15 protein-coding genes are annotated in these 17,481 nt (G+C 65.2%); 11 read left to right on the top strand and 4 right to left on the bottom strand.

All coding sequences use genetic code 11. From position 1 onward, the window contains the following. Positions 1 to 39: 39 nt before the first annotated feature. From LB541_RS11300 to LB541_RS11315, 4 genes are all read left to right on the top strand, one after another. On the top strand, positions 40 to 2,124 hold the full coding sequence (locus LB541_RS11300; protein ID WP_140738921.1) for a hydantoinase/oxoprolinase family protein: 2,085 nt from the start codon (positions 40 to 42) through the stop codon (positions 2,122 to 2,124). Between the two features lies 1 nt (position 2,125). After that, positions 2,126 to 3,811, top strand: coding sequence for a hydantoinase B/oxoprolinase family protein (locus LB541_RS11305; RefSeq protein ID WP_140559095.1), 1,686 nt, complete (start codon positions 2,126 to 2,128; stop codon positions 3,809 to 3,811). A 105-nt stretch (positions 3,812 to 3,916) separates the two neighbouring features. Further along, positions 3,917 to 4,123 (top strand): hypothetical protein, encoded by a 207-nt coding sequence (locus LB541_RS11310; RefSeq protein WP_140491571.1) that lies wholly within the window; start codon positions 3,917 to 3,919, stop codon positions 4,121 to 4,123. Positions 4,124 to 4,127: 4 nt separating this feature from the next. Next, positions 4,128 to 4,703 (top strand): Fic/DOC family protein, encoded by a 576-nt coding sequence (locus LB541_RS11315; RefSeq protein WP_224618431.1) that lies wholly within the window; start codon positions 4,128 to 4,130, stop codon positions 4,701 to 4,703. Between the two features lie 9 nt (positions 4,704 to 4,712). Here LB541_RS11315 and LB541_RS11320 read toward each other — a convergent pair whose 3' ends face one another. The 3 genes from LB541_RS11320 to LB541_RS11330 form a co-directional block, all read right to left on the bottom strand. Beyond that, positions 4,713 to 5,369 (bottom strand): methionine ABC transporter permease, encoded by a 657-nt coding sequence (locus LB541_RS11320; RefSeq protein ID WP_140491569.1) that lies wholly within the window; start codon positions 5,367 to 5,369, stop codon positions 4,713 to 4,715. After that, positions 5,350 to 6,438 carry a methionine ABC transporter ATP-binding protein gene (locus LB541_RS11325; RefSeq protein ID WP_140491567.1) on the bottom strand — a complete coding sequence of 363 codons (1,089 nt, stop codon included), beginning with the start codon at positions 6,436 to 6,438 and terminating at the stop codon, positions 5,350 to 5,352. The genes LB541_RS11320 and LB541_RS11325 overlap by 20 nt, the downstream gene beginning before the upstream one ends. Positions 6,439 to 6,511: 73 nt before the next feature. Next, the gene (locus LB541_RS11330) at positions 6,512 to 7,366 is read right to left on the bottom strand and encodes a MetQ/NlpA family lipoprotein (RefSeq protein ID WP_140491565.1); all 855 of its coding nucleotides are present in this window, start codon (positions 7,364 to 7,366) and stop codon (positions 6,512 to 6,514) included. A 348-nt stretch (positions 7,367 to 7,714) separates the two neighbouring features. Here LB541_RS11330 and LB541_RS11335 point away from each other — a divergent pair, with 348 nt between their 5' ends. From LB541_RS11335 to LB541_RS11365, 7 genes are all read left to right on the top strand, one after another. Further along, the gene (locus LB541_RS11335) at positions 7,715 to 8,809 is read left to right on the top strand and encodes a transporter substrate-binding protein (RefSeq protein WP_140582751.1); all 1,095 of its coding nucleotides are present in this window, start codon (positions 7,715 to 7,717) and stop codon (positions 8,807 to 8,809) included. Next, complete coding sequence (locus tag LB541_RS11340; RefSeq protein WP_140582754.1) at positions 8,806 to 9,423, top strand: ANTAR domain-containing response regulator; 618 nt, start codon at positions 8,806 to 8,808, stop codon at positions 9,421 to 9,423. Before LB541_RS11335 ends, LB541_RS11340 begins: the two co-directional genes overlap by 4 nt. After that, positions 9,401 to 10,309 (top strand): ABC transporter permease, encoded by a 909-nt coding sequence (locus tag LB541_RS11345; protein WP_411969779.1) that lies wholly within the window; start codon positions 9,401 to 9,403, stop codon positions 10,307 to 10,309. Before LB541_RS11340 ends, LB541_RS11345 begins: the two co-directional genes overlap by 23 nt. Further along, positions 10,306 to 11,226, top strand: a complete 921-nt coding sequence (locus LB541_RS11350) for an ABC transporter permease (protein ID WP_224618435.1) — start codon at positions 10,306 to 10,308, stop codon at positions 11,224 to 11,226. The genes LB541_RS11345 and LB541_RS11350 overlap by 4 nt, the downstream gene beginning before the upstream one ends. Before the next feature lie 34 nt (positions 11,227 to 11,260). Continuing rightward, positions 11,261 to 12,904 (top strand): ABC transporter substrate-binding protein, encoded by a 1,644-nt coding sequence (locus LB541_RS11355; protein WP_140514253.1) that lies wholly within the window; start codon positions 11,261 to 11,263, stop codon positions 12,902 to 12,904. Further along, the gene (locus LB541_RS11360; protein WP_140491553.1) at positions 12,894 to 13,838 is read left to right on the top strand and encodes an acetamidase/formamidase family protein; all 945 of its coding nucleotides are present in this window, start codon (positions 12,894 to 12,896) and stop codon (positions 13,836 to 13,838) included. Before LB541_RS11355 ends, LB541_RS11360 begins: the two co-directional genes overlap by 11 nt. Before the next feature lie 163 nt (positions 13,839 to 14,001). After that, entirely contained in the window at positions 14,002 to 15,777 is a 1,776-nt protein-coding gene (locus LB541_RS11365) for an ABC transporter ATP-binding protein (protein WP_140491551.1), read from the top strand. 85 nt (positions 15,778 to 15,862) lie between these two features. Here LB541_RS11365 and ggt read toward each other — a convergent pair whose 3' ends face one another. Beyond that, positions 15,863 to 17,449: a gamma-glutamyltransferase gene (gene ggt, locus LB541_RS11370; protein WP_140563703.1), complete on the bottom strand. Its 1,587-nt coding sequence runs from the start codon at positions 17,447 to 17,449 to the stop codon at positions 15,863 to 15,865. Positions 17,450 to 17,481 lie beyond the last annotated feature (32 nt).

The raw sequence follows: 17,481 nt of genomic DNA on the forward strand, positions 1-17,481 counted from the left end.
TGTGACATATCCGTAGTCCCAGCATTTCGGGTTTCGACAATGAAAGAGAATTTTTCGGTGCAGCAGCCGGATTCCCTGGGCAGTGTCGTCGCCGGCATCGACGTCGGCGGAACCTTCACCGACCTGCTTCTGATTGATGGCAGGGATGGCGGGCGGGTACATATCGCCAAGACGCCCACGACCGTCGACAACCAGGCCTTCGGCGTCGTTTCGGCGCTCGATACCACCGGCTTTCCGATCGACGGCATCGATCTTATCGTGCATGGCACGACGACAACCACCAACGCGGTGCTCGAACGCCGGCTGGCGAAGACCGGCATGATCACCACGCGCGGCTTTCGCGACGTGATCGAGCTCGGCCGGCGCACGCGGCCGCAGCCCTATGGCATGACGGGCACCTTTGTTCCGGTCATCCCGCGCAACCTGCGGCTCGAAGTGTCGGAGCGCGTCGAGGCGTCGGGAGCGGTACGCATGCCACTTGACGAAGCCGAAATGCGCGAGGCGGTGAAGGCGCTGATCGATGCCGGCTGCGAATCTCTGGTCATCCACTTCCTGCATTCCTACGCTAACCCTTCGCACGAGCGGCGCGCCGCCGAGATCGCCGCCGAACTCTGGCCGAACGACTACATCACCGCGGGTCATGCGCTGCTGTCGGAAGCGCGCGAATTCGAGCGCGGCGTCACCGCCTCGGTCAACGCTTCGGTGCAGCCGATCCTCGAGCGCTATGTCGAGCGGCTGCGCAAGGAACTCGCCGACAAAGGCTACGCCCGCGACTTCCTGATCATGAACGGCAATGGCGGTATGATCTCGGCCCGCTTCGTCACACGTGAATCGGCCAAGACCGTGATGTCCGGCCCGGCCTCGGGCGTCATCGCCGCCGCCTACACGGGCAAGCGCGCCGGCTTCGAAAATCTCGTCACCTACGACATGGGCGGCACCTCGACCGACGTGGCGCTGATCCGCAACGCCGAACCGGCGGTTTCGAACGAGATCGAGATCGAATACGCCATGCCTATCCATGTGCCGATGGTGGCGGTGCACACGGTCGGGGCCGGCGGCGGCTCGATCGCGCGCGTCGACGCGGCAGGCCTGATCCAGATCGGCCCGGAAAGTGCCGGCGCCAATCCAGGCCCGATCTGCTACGGCCGCGGCGGCCTGGAGCCGACCATCACCGACGCCAATCTGGTGCTCGGCCGGCTGGCGTCGAAGAAGCTGCTTGCCGTTGACAATCCGGTCACATCAGAGCGTGTCACCGGCATTTTCGCCGACAGGATCGGCAAGGCGACGGGCTTGTCCGGCGTCGAAGCAGCCGGCGCGGTGCTCAGGCTCGGCAATATGAAGATGGCCGGCGCCATCCGCATGGTGTCGGTGTCGCGCGGTCACGATCCGCGCGATTTCGCGCTGTTCGCCTTCGGCGGCGCCGGCCCGCTGCACGCCACCGCCCTGGCGCGCGAACTCGGACTGCCCCGGGTGCTGGTGCCGGCTCGGCCCGGCATCACCAACGCGCTGGGCTGCGTCGTCGCCGATCTGCGCCACGATTTCGTCAACACCATCAACCGGCCGGTAGGCGTTCTTGATGAAAGCCAGCTCCATCGGGTTTTGGAACGGCATCGAAACGAAGGCGAGGAGCTGATCGCCAAGGAGGCGGTGAAACCGCAGACCATCCGCGTCACCCATTCCGCCGACATGCAGTTCGTCGGCCAGACCCACATCATCAACGTGCCGCTGCCGTCCTCGTCGGTGACCCGGCAGGAGCTGCAGGCGCTGTTCGAAAAGGCCTATTTCGCGCGCTTCAAGGTCGAGCTGCCGGAAATCCGCGCCAATCTGGTCAACTTGAACACCTCGGTGACGGGTGTCAGGCCGGCGATCGATCTGTCGCGGCTGATCGACCCCGCCGGGCGGGCAAAGACGCTCGACGAGGCCCGGCGCGAGATCCGGCCGGTCTGGTACAGCGGGCGCTGGCATGACACGCCCGTATACGCACGCGAAGAACTGCCGCTCGATGTGATCATCGAAGGGCCGGCGATCCTCGAACAGATGGACGCTACCACGGTGCTCGAACCCGGCGACCGTGCCCGCTCGGACGCCGACGGCAACATCATCATCGACATTGGCGAGGCCTGAGATGCAAAAGCTCGACGCCATCACGCTCTCGGTTCTCCAGGCAGCCCTGCAGCAGGTCTGCGATGAGATGGACCTGACCTTTTCCCGCGCCGCCTTCTCACCTGTCATCGCCGAGGCCAATGACCGCTCCGACGGCATCTATTCGGCCGTCGACGGCTCGCTGATCGCGCAAGGCAGCCAGGGCCTGCCGGTATTCGTCGGCGTCATGCAATATTCGACCAGGACGGTGATCGAGATGATTGCCGACGGCCGCTGCCTGGCTCCGGAGCCGGGCGATATCTACATCGTCAACGACCCCTATCTCGGCGGCACGCATCTGATGGACGTACGCTTCGTCATGCCGGTCTACCGGGACGGCAAGATTTTCTGCTGGCTTTCCAACACCGGCCATTGGCCCGACATTGGCGGCTCGGTGCCCGGCGGCTTCTCGGCTTCGGCGACGGCGGTCGAGCAGGAAGGCTTGCGGCTGCCGCCGGTCAAACTGTTCAAGAAAGGCGTACTCGACCCGGAGATCTACGCCATCATCTGTTCGAACATCCGCGTCGCCGACCAGCGCATCGGCGACATCAGGGCGCAGGCTGCCGCACTGCTGATCGGCCAGGATCGGCTCAATGGAATTCTGGATCGTTACGGAGACGAAACTGTTGTCGAGGCGATCGCAGAACTGCGCCGCCGCGCCGCCGAGCAGATGCGCGCCAACATAGCGGCCATTCCCGACGGGACCTACCGCTCGAAGGCCTTCGTCGATTCCGACGGCGTGGTCAACGAGCCGCTGACCATCGCGCTCGCCGTCGAGAAGAAGGGCGACACCCTGATTTTCGATTTCGCCGGCTCGTCAAAGCCCTGCGCGGGGCCGATGAACAGCGTGCTGGCGACCACCTTGTCCTCGGTTTATCTCGCCATGCGCCATATCTTCCCCGATGTGCCGATCAGCGCCGGCGCCTTCGAGCCGCTCGAGGTCAAGCGGCCGGAGGGTACCTTCCTGGATGCCAGATATCCCCGCCCGGTCTCGGGCTGCGCCGCGGAAGTGTCGCAGCGCATCGCCGAGGCGGTGTTCGCGGCCATGGTGCAGGCGCTGCCCGACAAGGTAACGGCGGCGCCCGCCGGCTCCAGCGGCAATTTCGCGCTCGGCGGCAACGATCCGGCGCGCGGCCGCGACTATGTCATGTACCAGATCTCTGGTGGCGGCTATGGCGGCAATGCCGGCCATGACGGGCTGACCAATGGCTGCTCGACCATCGGCATCTCCAAGTCGCCGCCGGTCGAGATCATGGAGCAGGCCTTTCCGGTGCTTTACCGTCACTATGCGTTGCGCGAGGGCTCGGGCGGCGCCGGCAAACATCGCGGCGGCTTTGGCCTTGCCTACGAGGTCGAGATCCTGCGTGGAGAAGCCCGCGCCTCCTTTGTCATGGACCATGGCCGCTTCGGCCCGCAAGGCGCGCTCGGCGGCCGGGATGGCGAGCCCAACACGGTGGCCGTCATCCGCGACGGGAAGGAACATGTGCCGCCGCACCTCTCCAAGGAGCAGGACATCGCGCTCAAGGCCGGTGACCGCGTCCGCGTCGGTACGCCGGGTGGTGGCGGCTACGGCGATCCGCGTGAGCGCGATCCGGAACTGGTGGCTCAGGACGTCAGGCTTGGTTATTATACGGCTGAACAGGCCAGGGATTTGTTCGGCGCCGCATGAACTCGCTGGCGCCTTGTTCGACCCGGAGGAGTAAGGCCGCGGCCTGGTCCGGCTTGCTCGGAAATCGTTTTGGCCTCTCCTGCGGGTCCATGATATGATTTGCGAATGAAGTATCTTAATTCAAGAACCGGCCGCTCAGCCAAGACGGGTCATTTCGTGCTGACGAGAGCGCATGGCGAGAAAATCAGCGCTGTCGAAGGTATGAAGTTGTCGTCCCGCATGGCGAAAATACTCAACCATAGTGTGCGGCAAGGGTTGTCCGGTGACGAGCGGCGCTCGCTGATCAAAGAAGAAATCCGCAAAAAGAAATAGGCCGTTGGTCTACGCTGCCGAGTTCGATCCACTCTGCTACCCCGGCACGACCGTGCTTATGAATCTGCTTGATATCCGCGAGCAGGCAGAGCTCGATGAGGTCGAGCTCGCCTTGTTCCTGACTCGCGCGGACGAGCCCCTTCCGGCAGGCGAACTCGACTACCGTCACTATCTCCACCTGCATCGGCACCTGTTCCAAGACGTGTATGCTTGGGCCGGTCAGCCGCGCACCATCCGGATCGGCAAGGGTGGCAGCTGGTTTTGCTATCCCGAGCACATCGCCAGCGAGATGGTTCGGGTGTTCCGTGAACTTGGCGACCCCGACTCCTTGGCAGACCTAGACAGCCTCGGTTTTGCGAGGCACGTGGCCCACATCGTTGCGGAGGTCAATGCCGTTCATCCTTTTCGCGAAGGCAACGGCCGTACCCAACTCACCTTCCTTGCGATGCTTGCTGAACATGCGGGCTTCACATTCAACGCCGATATCCTGGAGCGAGATCGCGTTATTCAGGCGATGATTGACAGCTTCGGTGGTTCCGAGGCGCCGCTTCAAACGCTTATCGAAGACATCATCGCGTAGCTCAGCCGCTCACCCCCTCCGGTCCAGCTTCGCCACCAGCCGGTCGCCCACCCACTGGATGCCGCAGACCAGGATGATCAGCACGATCACCACGGCGATCATCACTGACGTCTCGAACCGCTGGTAGCCGTAGCGGATGGCGAGGTCTCCGAGGCCGCCGGCGCCGATCGCGCCGGCCATGGCGGAGGCGCCGACCAGCGTCACCAGCGTCACGGTGAAGCCCGCGACGATGCCTGGCAGCGCTTCCGGCACCAGCACCTCGCGGATGATCGTCCAGCGGTTGCCGCCCATGGCGCGCGCCGCCTCGATCAGGCCATGGTCGACCTCGCGCAGCGACACTTCGGCGATGCGCGCGTAGTAGGGTGTGGCGGCGATCGACAGCGGCACGATCGCCGCCCAGGTGCCGATCGAGGTACCGACGATCAGCCGCGTCACCGGGATCAGCGCCACCAACAGGATGATGAACGGCACCGACCGGAAGCCGTTGATGACTGCGCCGAGCACGCGGTTGACCCACAGGCTTTCGGCGATGCCGCCGCGTTCGGTGGCGATCAAGGCGAGACCAAGCGGCAGGCCGAAAACCAGCGAGATGAGGCCGGAAGCGGCCGTCATCAGCACCGTCTCCCAGATCGACCGCAGCAGAAGCTCAAACAGGATCGGCGACATGGCCAAGCACCTCCACCCGCGCCTGGCGCGATTTCAGGAATGCGATCACTCGCGCGAGATGGCTTGCATCGCTGCCGGGGACAGACAGGAACAGTGTGCCCACCGGCTGCTGCTGGATATGGTCGATGCCGCCATGGACGAGGCGGAACGTGCCAGGCACGAGCGTCGCGAGATCGGACAAGAGCGGGCTTTGCGCGGCCTCCCCGGCCACATCCACGCGCAGGATCGTCTCCGCGCCGGTCGCGGGCAGCAGCCGGGCCAAGAGCTCGGCCGGCAGTTGCGGCCGGATGGCGCCAAGCAGGCTTTTCGTGATCGGCGACCGCGGCTCGGCAAACACCGACCAGACCGGGCCTTGCTCGACGAAGCGCCCGGCGTCGATCACCGCCACGCGGTCGCCGATCGAGCGGATCACCTCCATCTCATGGGTGATCAAAAGGATGGTCAGGCCAAGCTGCCGGTTGATGTCCCTCAGCAAGGCGAGGATGGACCGCGTCGTCTCCGGGTCAAGCGCGGAGGTGGCTTCATCCGACAACAGCAGCGCCGGCCGCGCGGCCAGCGCCCTGGCGATGCCGACGCGCTGCTTCTGCCCACCCGACAGCGATGCCGGATACGCCTTTGCCTTCTCCGACAGGCCGACCAGTTCAAGCAGTTCGGCGGCGCGGCGCAGCCGCTCCGCCTTCGGGCGGCCCTCGATCTTGAGCGGCAGCGCCACATTGTCCTCGACGGTCTTGGCCGACAAAAGGTTGAAATGCTGGAAGATCATGCCGATGCGCCGCCGCAGCGGCTGCAGGTCGCGCTCGCCGAGCCGGCTGATCTCGCGGCCTTCGATGAAAACCTCGCCGGAATCCGGCCGCTCCAGTCCGTTCAGGCAGCGGATCAGCGTCGATTTGCCGGCGCCGCTGCGTCCGATGATGCCGAGGATCTCCCCCTTGCGCGCCGTCAGCGAAATGCCGTCGAGTGCCGCCGTCGCGCCGAAGCGACGCTTCAGGTCGACGAGCCGCACCACGTCTTGCGGCGGTGGGCCTGTGCCCTCCATGGCTTCTGCGGTTGCTGAGAAATGCTGGTTCATGCGCGGATCCCGAATACGATCGCGGCCCGCGCACCGCGCGGACCGCCTTTTCATATCAAATGCACTAACAGCCTCAATAGGCGCTGAGGCCGGTGCCCTTGTAGACCTTGTCGAACTCGGCTTTCACCGCCTCGTTCTGGTAGGAGGCGACCAGCGTCTTCACCCAGGGCTCGTTCTCATTGCCAACCTTGACCGCGATGAAGTTGCGGTAGGGGTTGTCGGCGATAGGCTCCTGCGCGATACGGTTTTCCGGTGTCAGGCCGCTCTTCAGCGCCCAGTCGGTGTTGACCACGGCGGCATCGAGATCCTCGACGGAGCGGCCGACAATGCCGGCGTCAAGCTCCTTGATCTCGACCTTCTTCGGGTTTTCCGCGATGTCGGCGGTGGTGGCGAGAATGCCGGTGCCGTCCTTCAGTTTGATCACGCCCTCGTTCTGCAGCACGCGCAGCGCCCGGCCTTCATTGGAGGGATCGTTCGGTACGCCGATCACCGCGCCCTCGGGCAGGTCGGCGATCTTCGTATATTTCTTGGAGTAGAGGCCGATCGGCCAGACGCCGGTATAGCCGACGCGCACGATGTGGTAGCCCTGTGTCTTGATCTGGTTGTCGAGATAGGGCTGGTGCTGGAAGGCATTGGCGTCGATCTCGCCGCGCTCCAGCGCCTCGTTGGGCTGGGTGTAATCGTTGAACACCACGGTCTCGATGCTGAGGCCCTTTTGCGCCGCCTGGGCGACGACGACCCGCCAGACATCCTCGTCCTCACCGCTGATGATGCCGACCTTGATCGCCTTCTTGTCCTCGGCGAACGAAGCGCTGGGCGCAATCAGCCCGGCGACCGCGACCGCCGAAGCGAAAAGCAAGCCAAGACCCGCGCGGCGGTTGAAATATGACGAGAGGGAAGACGACAAGGTGTTCCTGAAATCGGACATGATGGATCTCTGCGGTTGCGAAGTCACAAGCCCGGCGGAACGCCAAGCCTTGTCCAGATCATCAGAAACTCTAGGGATATTATCAAAGAACCGCGTTCCCCGGTTCGCCCGGAAGCCCGGAATATTCTCTCAAAATTTTCTGAACGGCGAGCACGGCAGCCTAGCCGCCGCGCCAAACGGGCCGCAGCGCCGCGGCTGAACTAACGCTTGCACTTTCCCGCTTGACTGCGTGGTGGCACGGAATAGTTTAGGCTGAAAATACCGGCCCTGATCGCCGGGCGGCAAGAATGCCTCGTATGCCTCGCCCTCCGGCGGTGGCTGCGGGGCATTGTTATTTTGGGGATCTGTTTGAAACGGCGTATCGAGATCGGCATCCTCTATTCCCGCTCGGGAAGCTATCAGCTCGTCTCCGATGCGTGCCGGATGGGCGCCATGCGCGCCATCGCCGACATCAATGCCGACCGCGGCTCGGGTATCGAACTGGTGCCCGTCGAGCGTGACCCGCAGAGCAATGCCGATCGCTATGCGACGCTGTGCGAGGACATCTTCAAGACCAGCAGCGCCCGCCACGTGGTCGGCTGCGTCACCTCCTGGAGCCGCAAGGAGACCATTCCGGTGCTGGAAAAAGCCGGCGGCATGCTCTGGTACGCCTGCCCCTATGAAGGCTTCGAGGCCAACGAGCACGTCGTCTACATGCACGCTTGCCCAAACCAGCATCTGGTGCCGCTGATGGCCCATGTCGTGCCCCGCTTCGGCGCCAACGGCTTCCTGCTCGGCTCGAACTACATCTGGGGCTGGGAGATGAACCGCGTGGCGCGCGACCTGATCGCGGATGCCGGCGGCAAGGTTCTGGGCGAGCGCTATCTGCGCATAGGCGAGACCGACGTGTCGCGGCTGATCGCCGAGATCCGGGCGACGCGGCCGAACTTCGTCCTCAACAACCTGATCGGCACCTCCTCCTACGCCTTCCTGGCGGCCTACCGCGACCTGGGCGTTGAGGACTCGGCCTTCAGCCCCGAGGTGTGCCCGGTCATCTCCTGCAACCTCACCGAGGGTGAGCTGCCGGCGATCGGCGAAACCGGCAAGGGGCATTTGTCGGTCGGGCCGTATTTCGCGCCTCGCCCGGCGGCCTTCGCCTCGTCCTTCGAGGCCTCCGCCTATGCCTCCGTGCAAGTGATGGCCGACGTGCTCTCGCGTGATCCCGACGCCGGTCCGGCGGAATTTTCCAAGGCCTTCGCCGAACGGCGCTTCTCCACCCGGCTCGGCCCGATTGCTATCGACGCTCATTCCCAGCACGCAACGCTGCCGGTAATCATCGGCCGGATCGCCGACGGCTTCTTCGAGGTCGTCAGCCGGCAGCACGAGGTCGCGGCGGACCCGTATCTGTCACGCTATGACCCGGCCAAAACATTCGGCCGGCCGCGCCTGAGGGTGGTGTCGTGACCAAGCCATCGCGCATCCCGAATCTCGGCGGCGCCAGGGCATTCATCCTGCATCGCCCGCACCCGACCGTGCAGGCCATCACCAGGCAGTTGTCCGCCATCGGCCTGGTCACCGTCGACTGCTGGCCCGAACTGCCGCCCGAAGCGCTGGCTGCCGATTTCGTGTTCTTCGACGCCGATCTCGGTTTCGACGAGCAATTCCCGTGGAAGGCCGGCGAGGCGCCGATGCCGCTGGTGGCGCTGATCGGCTCGGAGGCGCCCGGCCGCATCGAATGGGCGCTGTCGCACAAGGCCGACGCGCAGCTCCTGAAGCCGGTCGGCACCGCCGGCGTCTACAGCGCGCTGCTGATCGCAAGGCAGAGTTTCGAGGCGCGAAAACATTTGGCCGGCGAGATCGCCTCGCTGCGTCAGCGTGTCGCGGAACGCCAGACCATCGTGCGCGCCGTCGCGGCACTTTCGAAAGGCACCGATGACGATCGCGCCTATGCGCAGCTGCGCTCGCTGGCGATGAGCTGGCAGATCAGTGTCGAGGATGCGGCGCGCCGCATCGTGGCAATGACCAATGAGGAAGTAACGGGTGAGGAAGGCGGCGATGACCAGTCCTATCGCGCCTGACCTCCCGGCGGCCGCACGCATGCCGGTCAAGCCGCGCGCCGGCGTCTGGCGCCGGCTGGTCAAACGCCGCCTGGCGCTGCTCGGCCTGTTCATCGTCGCCATCGTCCTTGCCGGCGCGATCCTCGCGCCATGGCTGACCGGCTATGACCCGAATGAGCAGATGTTCGACGGGCTGACGCTGGAAGGCTCGCCCTTGCCGCCCGACGCAAAATTCTGGCTGGGCACCGACCTGCTCGGCCGTGACCTGTTGACCCGCATCCTCTACGGCGCCCGCACCTCGCTGATCATCGGCATCGCCGCCAACGGCGTGGCGCTGTTGATCGGCACGCTGGTCGGCGTCACGGCGGGTTATTTCCGCGGCTGGATCGGCAGTGCTCTCATGCGCTTCACCGATCTGATGATGGCGTTTCCGGCATTGCTGCTCGCCATTTGTCTCGCGGCCGTGTTCGAGCCAAGTCTTTGGATCGTCGCTCTCGTCATCGCGCTGGTCAACTGGGTGCAGGCCGCGCGCGTCATCTACACCGAAACCTCTTCGCTCGCCGAACGCGAGTTCATCGATGCCGAACGCACCATCGGGGCGAGCGCGCCGCGCATCCTGTTTCGTCACATCCTGCCGCATCTCCTGCCCACCATCATCGTCTGGGGCACGCTCGGCATCTCGACCACGGTGCTGCTGGAAGCAACGCTCTCCTTCCTCGGCATCGGCGTGCAGCCGCCGACGGCCTCCTGGGGCAACATCATCTTCGAGAACCAGACCTACTTCCAGGCGGCGCCCTGGCTGGTGTTCTTCCCGGGTGCGGCGATCCTGGCGCTGGCGCTGGCCTTCAACCTGATCGGCGACGCGCTGCGCGACATCCTCGATCCGACGCAAAGGGGCCGGGCATGATCGCCTATCTCGGCCGCCGCCTGATCCAGTCGCTGCTCATCCTGCTCGGCGTCTCGCTTATCACCTTCGCGCTGCTTTATTTGCTGCCTGCCGACCCGGTGCGCCAGATCGCCGGCCGCAGCGCCACGCCGCAGACGGTCGAGAACATCCGCCAGCAGCTCGGCCTCGACCAGCCCTTCGTCGTCCAGTACTGGCACTATCTCATGAAGCTCGCCAGCGGCGATCTCGGCCGCTCCTACATCCAGCGCTCCGAGGTCACCGAACTGATCGTCTCGCGGCTGCCGGCGAGCCTGCTCCTGATGGTCGGCGCCATCCTGTGCGAATTGCTGATCGGGCTCTCGATGGGCCTGATCGCCGCCGTCAAGCGCGGCACCGCCACCGACCAGACGCTGATGGTCGCCTCCTTCGTCGGCGTCTCGGCGCCGCAATTCGTCGTCGGCCTGCTTTTGCTTTACGTGTTCGCCGTGCGGCTGGGCTGGTTCCCGATCGGCGGCTACGGCACCTGGCGCCATCTGGTGCTGCCTTCGCTCACCATGGGCATACTCGGCGCCGGATGGTACGCGCGCATGATGCGCTCCTCGATGATCGACGTGCTGCGCCAGGATTATGTGCGCACCGCGCGCGCCAAGGGCCTTGCGCGCCGCGCCATCCTGTTCCGCCATGCGCTCCCCAACGCCATCCTGCCGGTCATCGCCATGATCGGCATCGACATCGGCATCTTCATGGGCGGCATCGTGGTGGTCGAAAGCGTGTTCGGCTGGCCAGGCATCGGCCAGCTCGCCTGGCAGGCGATCCAGCGCGTCGACATTCCGATCATCATGGGCGTCACGCTGGTGTCGGCCTTCGCCATCGTGCTCGGCAATCTCTTGGCCGACATCATCGCCCCGTTCATCGATCCCCGCATCAAGCTCAGATGAAACCAGAAAACCAACAGAGAAAGGGAACATAACAATGAAAAAGCTTCTCGCATCAACCGTGGCCGCATCGGCGCTGGCGCTGATGCTCGGCATGACGAGCGTCCGCGCCGAGGACGCCGTCGACCCCAACGCCAAGCAGGGCGGCGCCATCACCATCACCTACAAGGACGATGTCGCGACCCTCGATCCGGCGATCGGCTATGACTGGCAGAACTGGTCGATGATCAAGAGCCTGTTCGACGGGCTGATGGACTACGAGCCGGGCACCACCAATCTCAAGCCCGACCTCGCCGAAAGCTACGAGATCTCGCCCGACGGCAAGACCTTCACCTTCAAGCTGCGCCATGGTGTGAAATTCCACAATGGCCGCGAAATGACCGCCGAGGACGTGAAATACTCGCTCGACCGCGTCACCAATCCGAAGACGCAGAGCCCCGGCGCCGGATTCTTCGGCTCGATCAAGGGCTATGACGATGTCGCCGCCGGCAAGGCCGAAAGCCTGTCCGGCGTCACCGTCGTCGATCCCTATACCGTCAAGTTCGAGCTGACCCGGCCCGACGCCACCTTCCTGCATGTCATGGCCATCAACTTCTCGCATGTCGTGCCGAAGGAAGAGGTCGAGAAATACGGCGCCGATTTCGGCAAGCATCCGGTCGGCACCGGCGCCTTCAAGCTCGCCGAGTGGACGCTCGGCCAGCGCATCGTCTTCGAGCGCAACGCGGACTACTGGCACAAGGGACTGCCGCATCTGGACAAGATCACCTTCGAGATCGGCCAAGAGCCGATCGTGGCGCTGCTGCGCCTTCAGAAGGGCGAGATCGACGTGCCCGGCGATGGCATTCCGCCGGCCAAGTTCCAGGAGGTGATGGCCGATCCCGAGCAGAAGGCGCGCGTCGTCGAGGGCGGGCAGCTGCACACCGGCTACGTCACCATGAACACCACCATGGCGCCGTTCGACAATGTGAAGGTGCGCCAGGCGGTCAACATGGCGATCAACAAGGCGCGTGTCGTCCAGATCATCAACAACCGTGCCGTGCCGGCCAACCAGCCGCTGCCGCCCTCGATGCCGGGCTACGACAAGGCGTACAAGGGCTATCCCTATGACGTCGCCAAAGCCAAGGCGCTGCTGGCCGAAGCCGGCCATCCCGACGGCTTCGAGACGCAGCTTTTCGCCATGAACACCGATCCCAATCCGCGCATCGCGCAGGCGATCCAGCAGGACCTCGCGGCGATCGGCATCAAGGCCAGCATCCAGTCGCTCGCCCAGGCAAACGTCATCGCCGCCGGCGGCGACAAGGCCGGCGCGCCGATGATCTGGTCGGGCGGCATGGCCTGGATCGCCGACTTCCCGGACCCATCGAACTTCTACGGTCCGATCCTCGGCTGTGCTGGCGCGGTGCCTGGCGGCTGGAACTGGTCGTGGTATTGCAACAAGGACCTCGACGCCAAGGCGGCCGAGGCCGACTCGGTGGTCGACCCGGCTAAAGCCGCCGAGCGCGACAAGATGTGGAGCGCCATCTACGACAAGGTGATGGAGGACGCGCCCTGGGCGCCGGTCTTCAACGAGCAGCGCTTCACCATGAAGTCCGCGCGCATGGGCGGCGCCGACAACCTCTATGTCGACCCGGTCCATATCCCGATCAACTACGACAATGTGTACGTAAAAGATGTGCAATAACTGCGACTACACCATCCACGGACGCCATCACCACTTCGGCTGGGACAATTCCTTTGCCCCGGCGCAGCGCGTGGCGCCCGGCTCGACCATCGAGTTTCAGTGCCTCGATTCCTCCGGTGGCCAGCTCAAGCCCGACAGCACCGTCGCCGACATCGCCAAGCTCGACTTCGCCGGGATCAACCCTGTCACCGGGCCGATCTTCGTCGAGGGCGCCGAGCCGGGCGACGCGCTGAAGGTGACGATCGAGATGTTCAAACCGTCCGGCTTCGGCTGGACGGCGAACATTCCAGGTTTCGGCCTGCTCGCCGACGACTTCAAGCAGCCGGCGCTCAACATCTGGAAATACGATGCCGCCTCGCTGGAGCCGGCCTTGTTCGGCAAGAACGGCCGCGTGCCGCTGAAACCCTTCGCCGGCACCATCGGCAACGCGCCGGGCGAGATGGGCCATCACTCGGTGGTGCCGCCCCGCCGCGTCGGCGGCAATCTGGACATTCGCGACCTCGCCGCCGGCACAACGCTCTATCTGCCGGTGGAGGTGGCCGGCGCGCTGTTTTCGGTCGGCGACACGCATGCCGCGCAGGGCGATGGCGAGGTCTGCGGCACGGCGATCGAAAGCCCGATGGACGTCGTGCTCAAGCTCGACCTTGTCAAGGACGCCAGGCTGAAGATGCCGCGCTTCACCACGCCCGGCCCGGTGACGCGCCACCTCGACACCAAGGGTTACGAGGTGACCACGGGCATCGGCCCGGACCTGATGACCGGCGCGAAAGAGGCGGTCGCCCAGATGATCGACCTGCTCGCCGGCCGTTACCAGATCGATCCGGTCGAGGCCTATATGCTGGCCTCGGTCTGTGGCGATCTCAGGATCAGCGAGATCGTCGACATGCCGAACTGGGTGGTGTCGTTCTACTTCCCGCGCTGCGTGTTCGAATGATGTTCGGTCGGCGCTGCACCCCCACCCCGCTGCTTCGCAGCGACCCTCCCCACAAGGGGGAGAGTAAAAAACCGGCGCCCTACCTCCCCCTTGTGGGGAGGTCGGACCGAAGGTCCGGGTGGGGGGCGCCACAGAATAAATCCCTTGCAGGTTTGCGTCTGAAATGACATCAGCCACCGAAACCATTCTCGACATCGCCAATCTCTCCGTCTCCGTGCGTGGCGAGGACGGCGAGCGCGACGTCGTCTCCAACCTCTCTCTGACGCTTTCACGCGGCGAGACGCTCTGCATCGCCGGCGAATCCGGCTCCGGCAAATCGATGACCGCGCTGGCGATCATGCAACTACTGCCGCGGCCCGCCGCGCGCATATCTTCGGGCACGATCCGCCTTCTTGGCGGGGATGCGGGCGACACCGATCTCACAGCGCTCGACGAGCGCCGGATGCGCCGCATCCGCGGCGACCGCATCGCCATGATCTTCCAGGAGCCGATGACCTCGCTGAACCCGGTGCTGTCGATCGGCCGCCAGCTCACCGAATCCATCGAGGCGCATACCAGCCTCTCGCCCGCCGAGGCCCGAAGCCGCGCCAGCGAGGCGTTGAAGGCAGTGCGCATTTCGGAAGCCGAAAGCCGGCTGAAACAGTTTCCGCATGAGCTGTCCGGCGGTATGCGCCAGCGGGTGATGATCGCCATGGCGCTGGCGCTGGAACCCGACGTGCTGATCGCCGACGAGCCGACGACTGCGCTCGACGTCACCGTGCAGGGCGAGGTTCTGGAACTGCTGCGCGACCTGCAGCGCCAGCACGGCACCAGCGTCATCCTCATCACCCACGACATGGGCGTGGTCGCCGAAATGGCCGACCGCGTCATCATCATGCGGCATGGCCGCATGGTCGAGGAAGGCAAGACATCGGACATTTTCGCCAGGCCGCAAGCCGAGTACACACGCGAGCTGCTCGCCGCCGTGCCGCGCATCGGCACTGGCGCCGGCCGCCAGAAATCGAAAGAGATTGCCGAGCCGGTTGCGCCGGCGAACGTCGCCGATGTCACCGATCTGCATGTCCGGTTCGACCTGCGTGGCGGCTTCTTCGGCCGGGTCAACCGGCGCGTCCATGCCGTCGAAGGCGTCAGCTTTTCGATCGCGCCCAACGAAACGCTGGCGCTGGTGGGCGAATCCGGCTGCGGCAAGTCGACCACCGCCAAGGCGCTGGCCGGACTGGTGCCTTATACCGGCGACATCGTCATCGGCGGACGCAACCTGTCGGGCCTCGGCCGCGACGAGCGCAAGGCGGTGCGCCGCGACGTGCAGATGATCTTCCAGGACCCCTACGCTTCGCTCGACCCGCGCATGCGCGTCGGCGATCTCGTCGCCGAGCCGCTGGTCATCCATGGCGTCGCTTCGAAGGAGGAGCGCAGGGAGCGGGTGGCGGCATTATTCGAGCGTGTCGGCCTGTCGGCCGGCCAGATGGAGCTCTATCCCCACGAATTCTCCGGCGGCCAGCGCCAGCGCGTCTGCATCGCCCGTGCCCTGGCGCTCAGGCCGAAGCTGATCATCGCCGACGAAAGCGTTTCGGCCCTCGACGTTTCCGTGCAGGCGCGCGTGCTCGACCTGTTGAAGGAATTGCAGCGCGAATTCGGCGTCGCCTACCTCTTCATCTCCCATGATATGGCCGTAGTCGAAAACATCTCCGACCGCGTCGCCGTCATGTATCTCGGCCAGATCGTCGAGATGGGCACGCGCGACCAGGTTTTCTCCAACCCGCGCCACCCTTACACCAGGCGGCTGATCGAAGCTGTGCCGGTGCCCGATCCGGCGAAGCGCAGGAGCCGGTTCGCAAGGCTGGACCAGGAGATTCCGAGTGCGACGCGGAGGCTGGGCGAGAGCCCGCAGAGGCTGGCGCTGAGCGATGTCGGAGGCGGTCACCTGGTGGCGGGGTGAGGGTATGCTGCTCATGTGGGGCGGCGCCGACGCTTCCTGTGGCAACTGCAGCCATATCCGGGCCGCGACGGCTGTCCCGATCCCATCAATACCCAAGCGCCATTCCGTCCTTGCGTGGGTCCGACGCCCCGGTCAGCGTTCCCTTTTCCCAGTCGATCAGCACCGCCTGGCCGCCGCCGAGCGGGTGGTGCGGCTGGGTGATGGCATGGCCGCGGCGGCGCAGGCCTTCGATCGCATCAGCGGGAACACCGCGCTCGGCCTCCACCATGCCGTCATTGTAGAACACTCGCGGCGCATCGAGCGCCTGCTGCGGATCCATGCCGAAGTCGAGCATGTTGGTCAAAAGATGGACGTGGCCGAACGGCTGGTAGCCGCCGCCCATGACGCCGAACGGCATCACCACGCGGCCGTTTCGCGTCGCCATGCCGGGCATGATCGTGTGCATCGGCCGCTTGCCGGGCGCGATGGCGTTCGGATGCGCCGGGTCGAGGCGGAAGCTCGAGCCGCGGTTCTGCAGCACCACGCCGGTCTTCGGGCCGACGACGCCGCTGCCGAAGGAATAATAGGTCGAGTTGATGAAGGAGACCGCGTTGCGGTCGCGGTCGACGATGGAGATGTAGACCGTGTCGCTGCCGGGCAGCTGCACATCCGGCAGGTGCGTCATGGCACGCTGGCGGTCGATCTCGGCGCGCAGCCGCTCGGCATAGGCGGCCGACAGAAGCTCTTTTACCGGCACCGGCACATGGTCCTGGTCGCCGAGGAAACGGTCGCGGTCGCGGTAGGCCAACCGCCCCGCTTCGATCTCCAAGTGCAGGCGCTCGGCGCCGCCGGGGTCGAGCTCGCCGAGCCTGAGCCCCGACAGCACATTCAGCATCACGAGCGCCGTCAGCCCCTGATTGTTCGGCGGCATCTGGTGGATCTCGTGGCCGCCATAGGAGACGCTGACCGGCGCTACATAATCGCCCTTGGTCGAAGCGAAATCCTCAAGCGAATGCAGTCCGCCCAACGCCCTGAGCCGGCTCACAATGTCGTCGGCCACGGTGCCTTCATAGAACCCGGCGCGGCCATGCCTGGCAATGATGCGTAAGGTGGCGGCAAGCTCCGGCTGCCGGTGCACGTCGCCGGCCCTGGGCGCCTCGCCGCCCGGCAGGAAAATGCGCGCGGCGTGCTCGTCGGCCGACAGGTCGGTCTCCGGTTCGGCCCAGTCGAAGGCGACGCGGTCATGCACGACATAGCCGTTCTCGGCATAGTTGATCGCCGGCGCCAACACCTCTGCAAGGTCCTTGCTGCCATGGTCTTCCAGCAGCCTGCACCAGGCGTCGATCGCGCCGGGCACGGTCACGGCATGCGGTCCCTGTTTGGGAAGTTCGCTGAAGCCTTTGTCGCGATACCAGTCCACGGTCGCCTTGGCGGGCGCCCGGCCGGAGCCATTGAAAGCCAGCACGTGTCCCTGCCCCGCGGGGCAATAGAGGACAAAGCAGTCGCCGCCTATGCCGGTCGATTGCGGCTCGACCACGCCCTGCACGGCGGCGGCGCAGACAGCGGCGTCCATGGCATTGCCGCCGGCGCGCAGCATGTCAATGGCTGCAAGCGTCGAAAGCGGATGCGAGGTCGCGGCGATCGCTTCGGTGGCACGGACCGGCGAGCGGCCGGGAAACTGGAAATCACGCATTCTGTCCGAATATCTCCTGGTCACTTGAAGCC

It is taken from the genome of Mesorhizobium sp. BR1-1-15 (assembly GCF_020165475.1).
Lineage (GTDB): Bacteria > Pseudomonadota > Alphaproteobacteria > Rhizobiales > Rhizobiaceae > Mesorhizobium.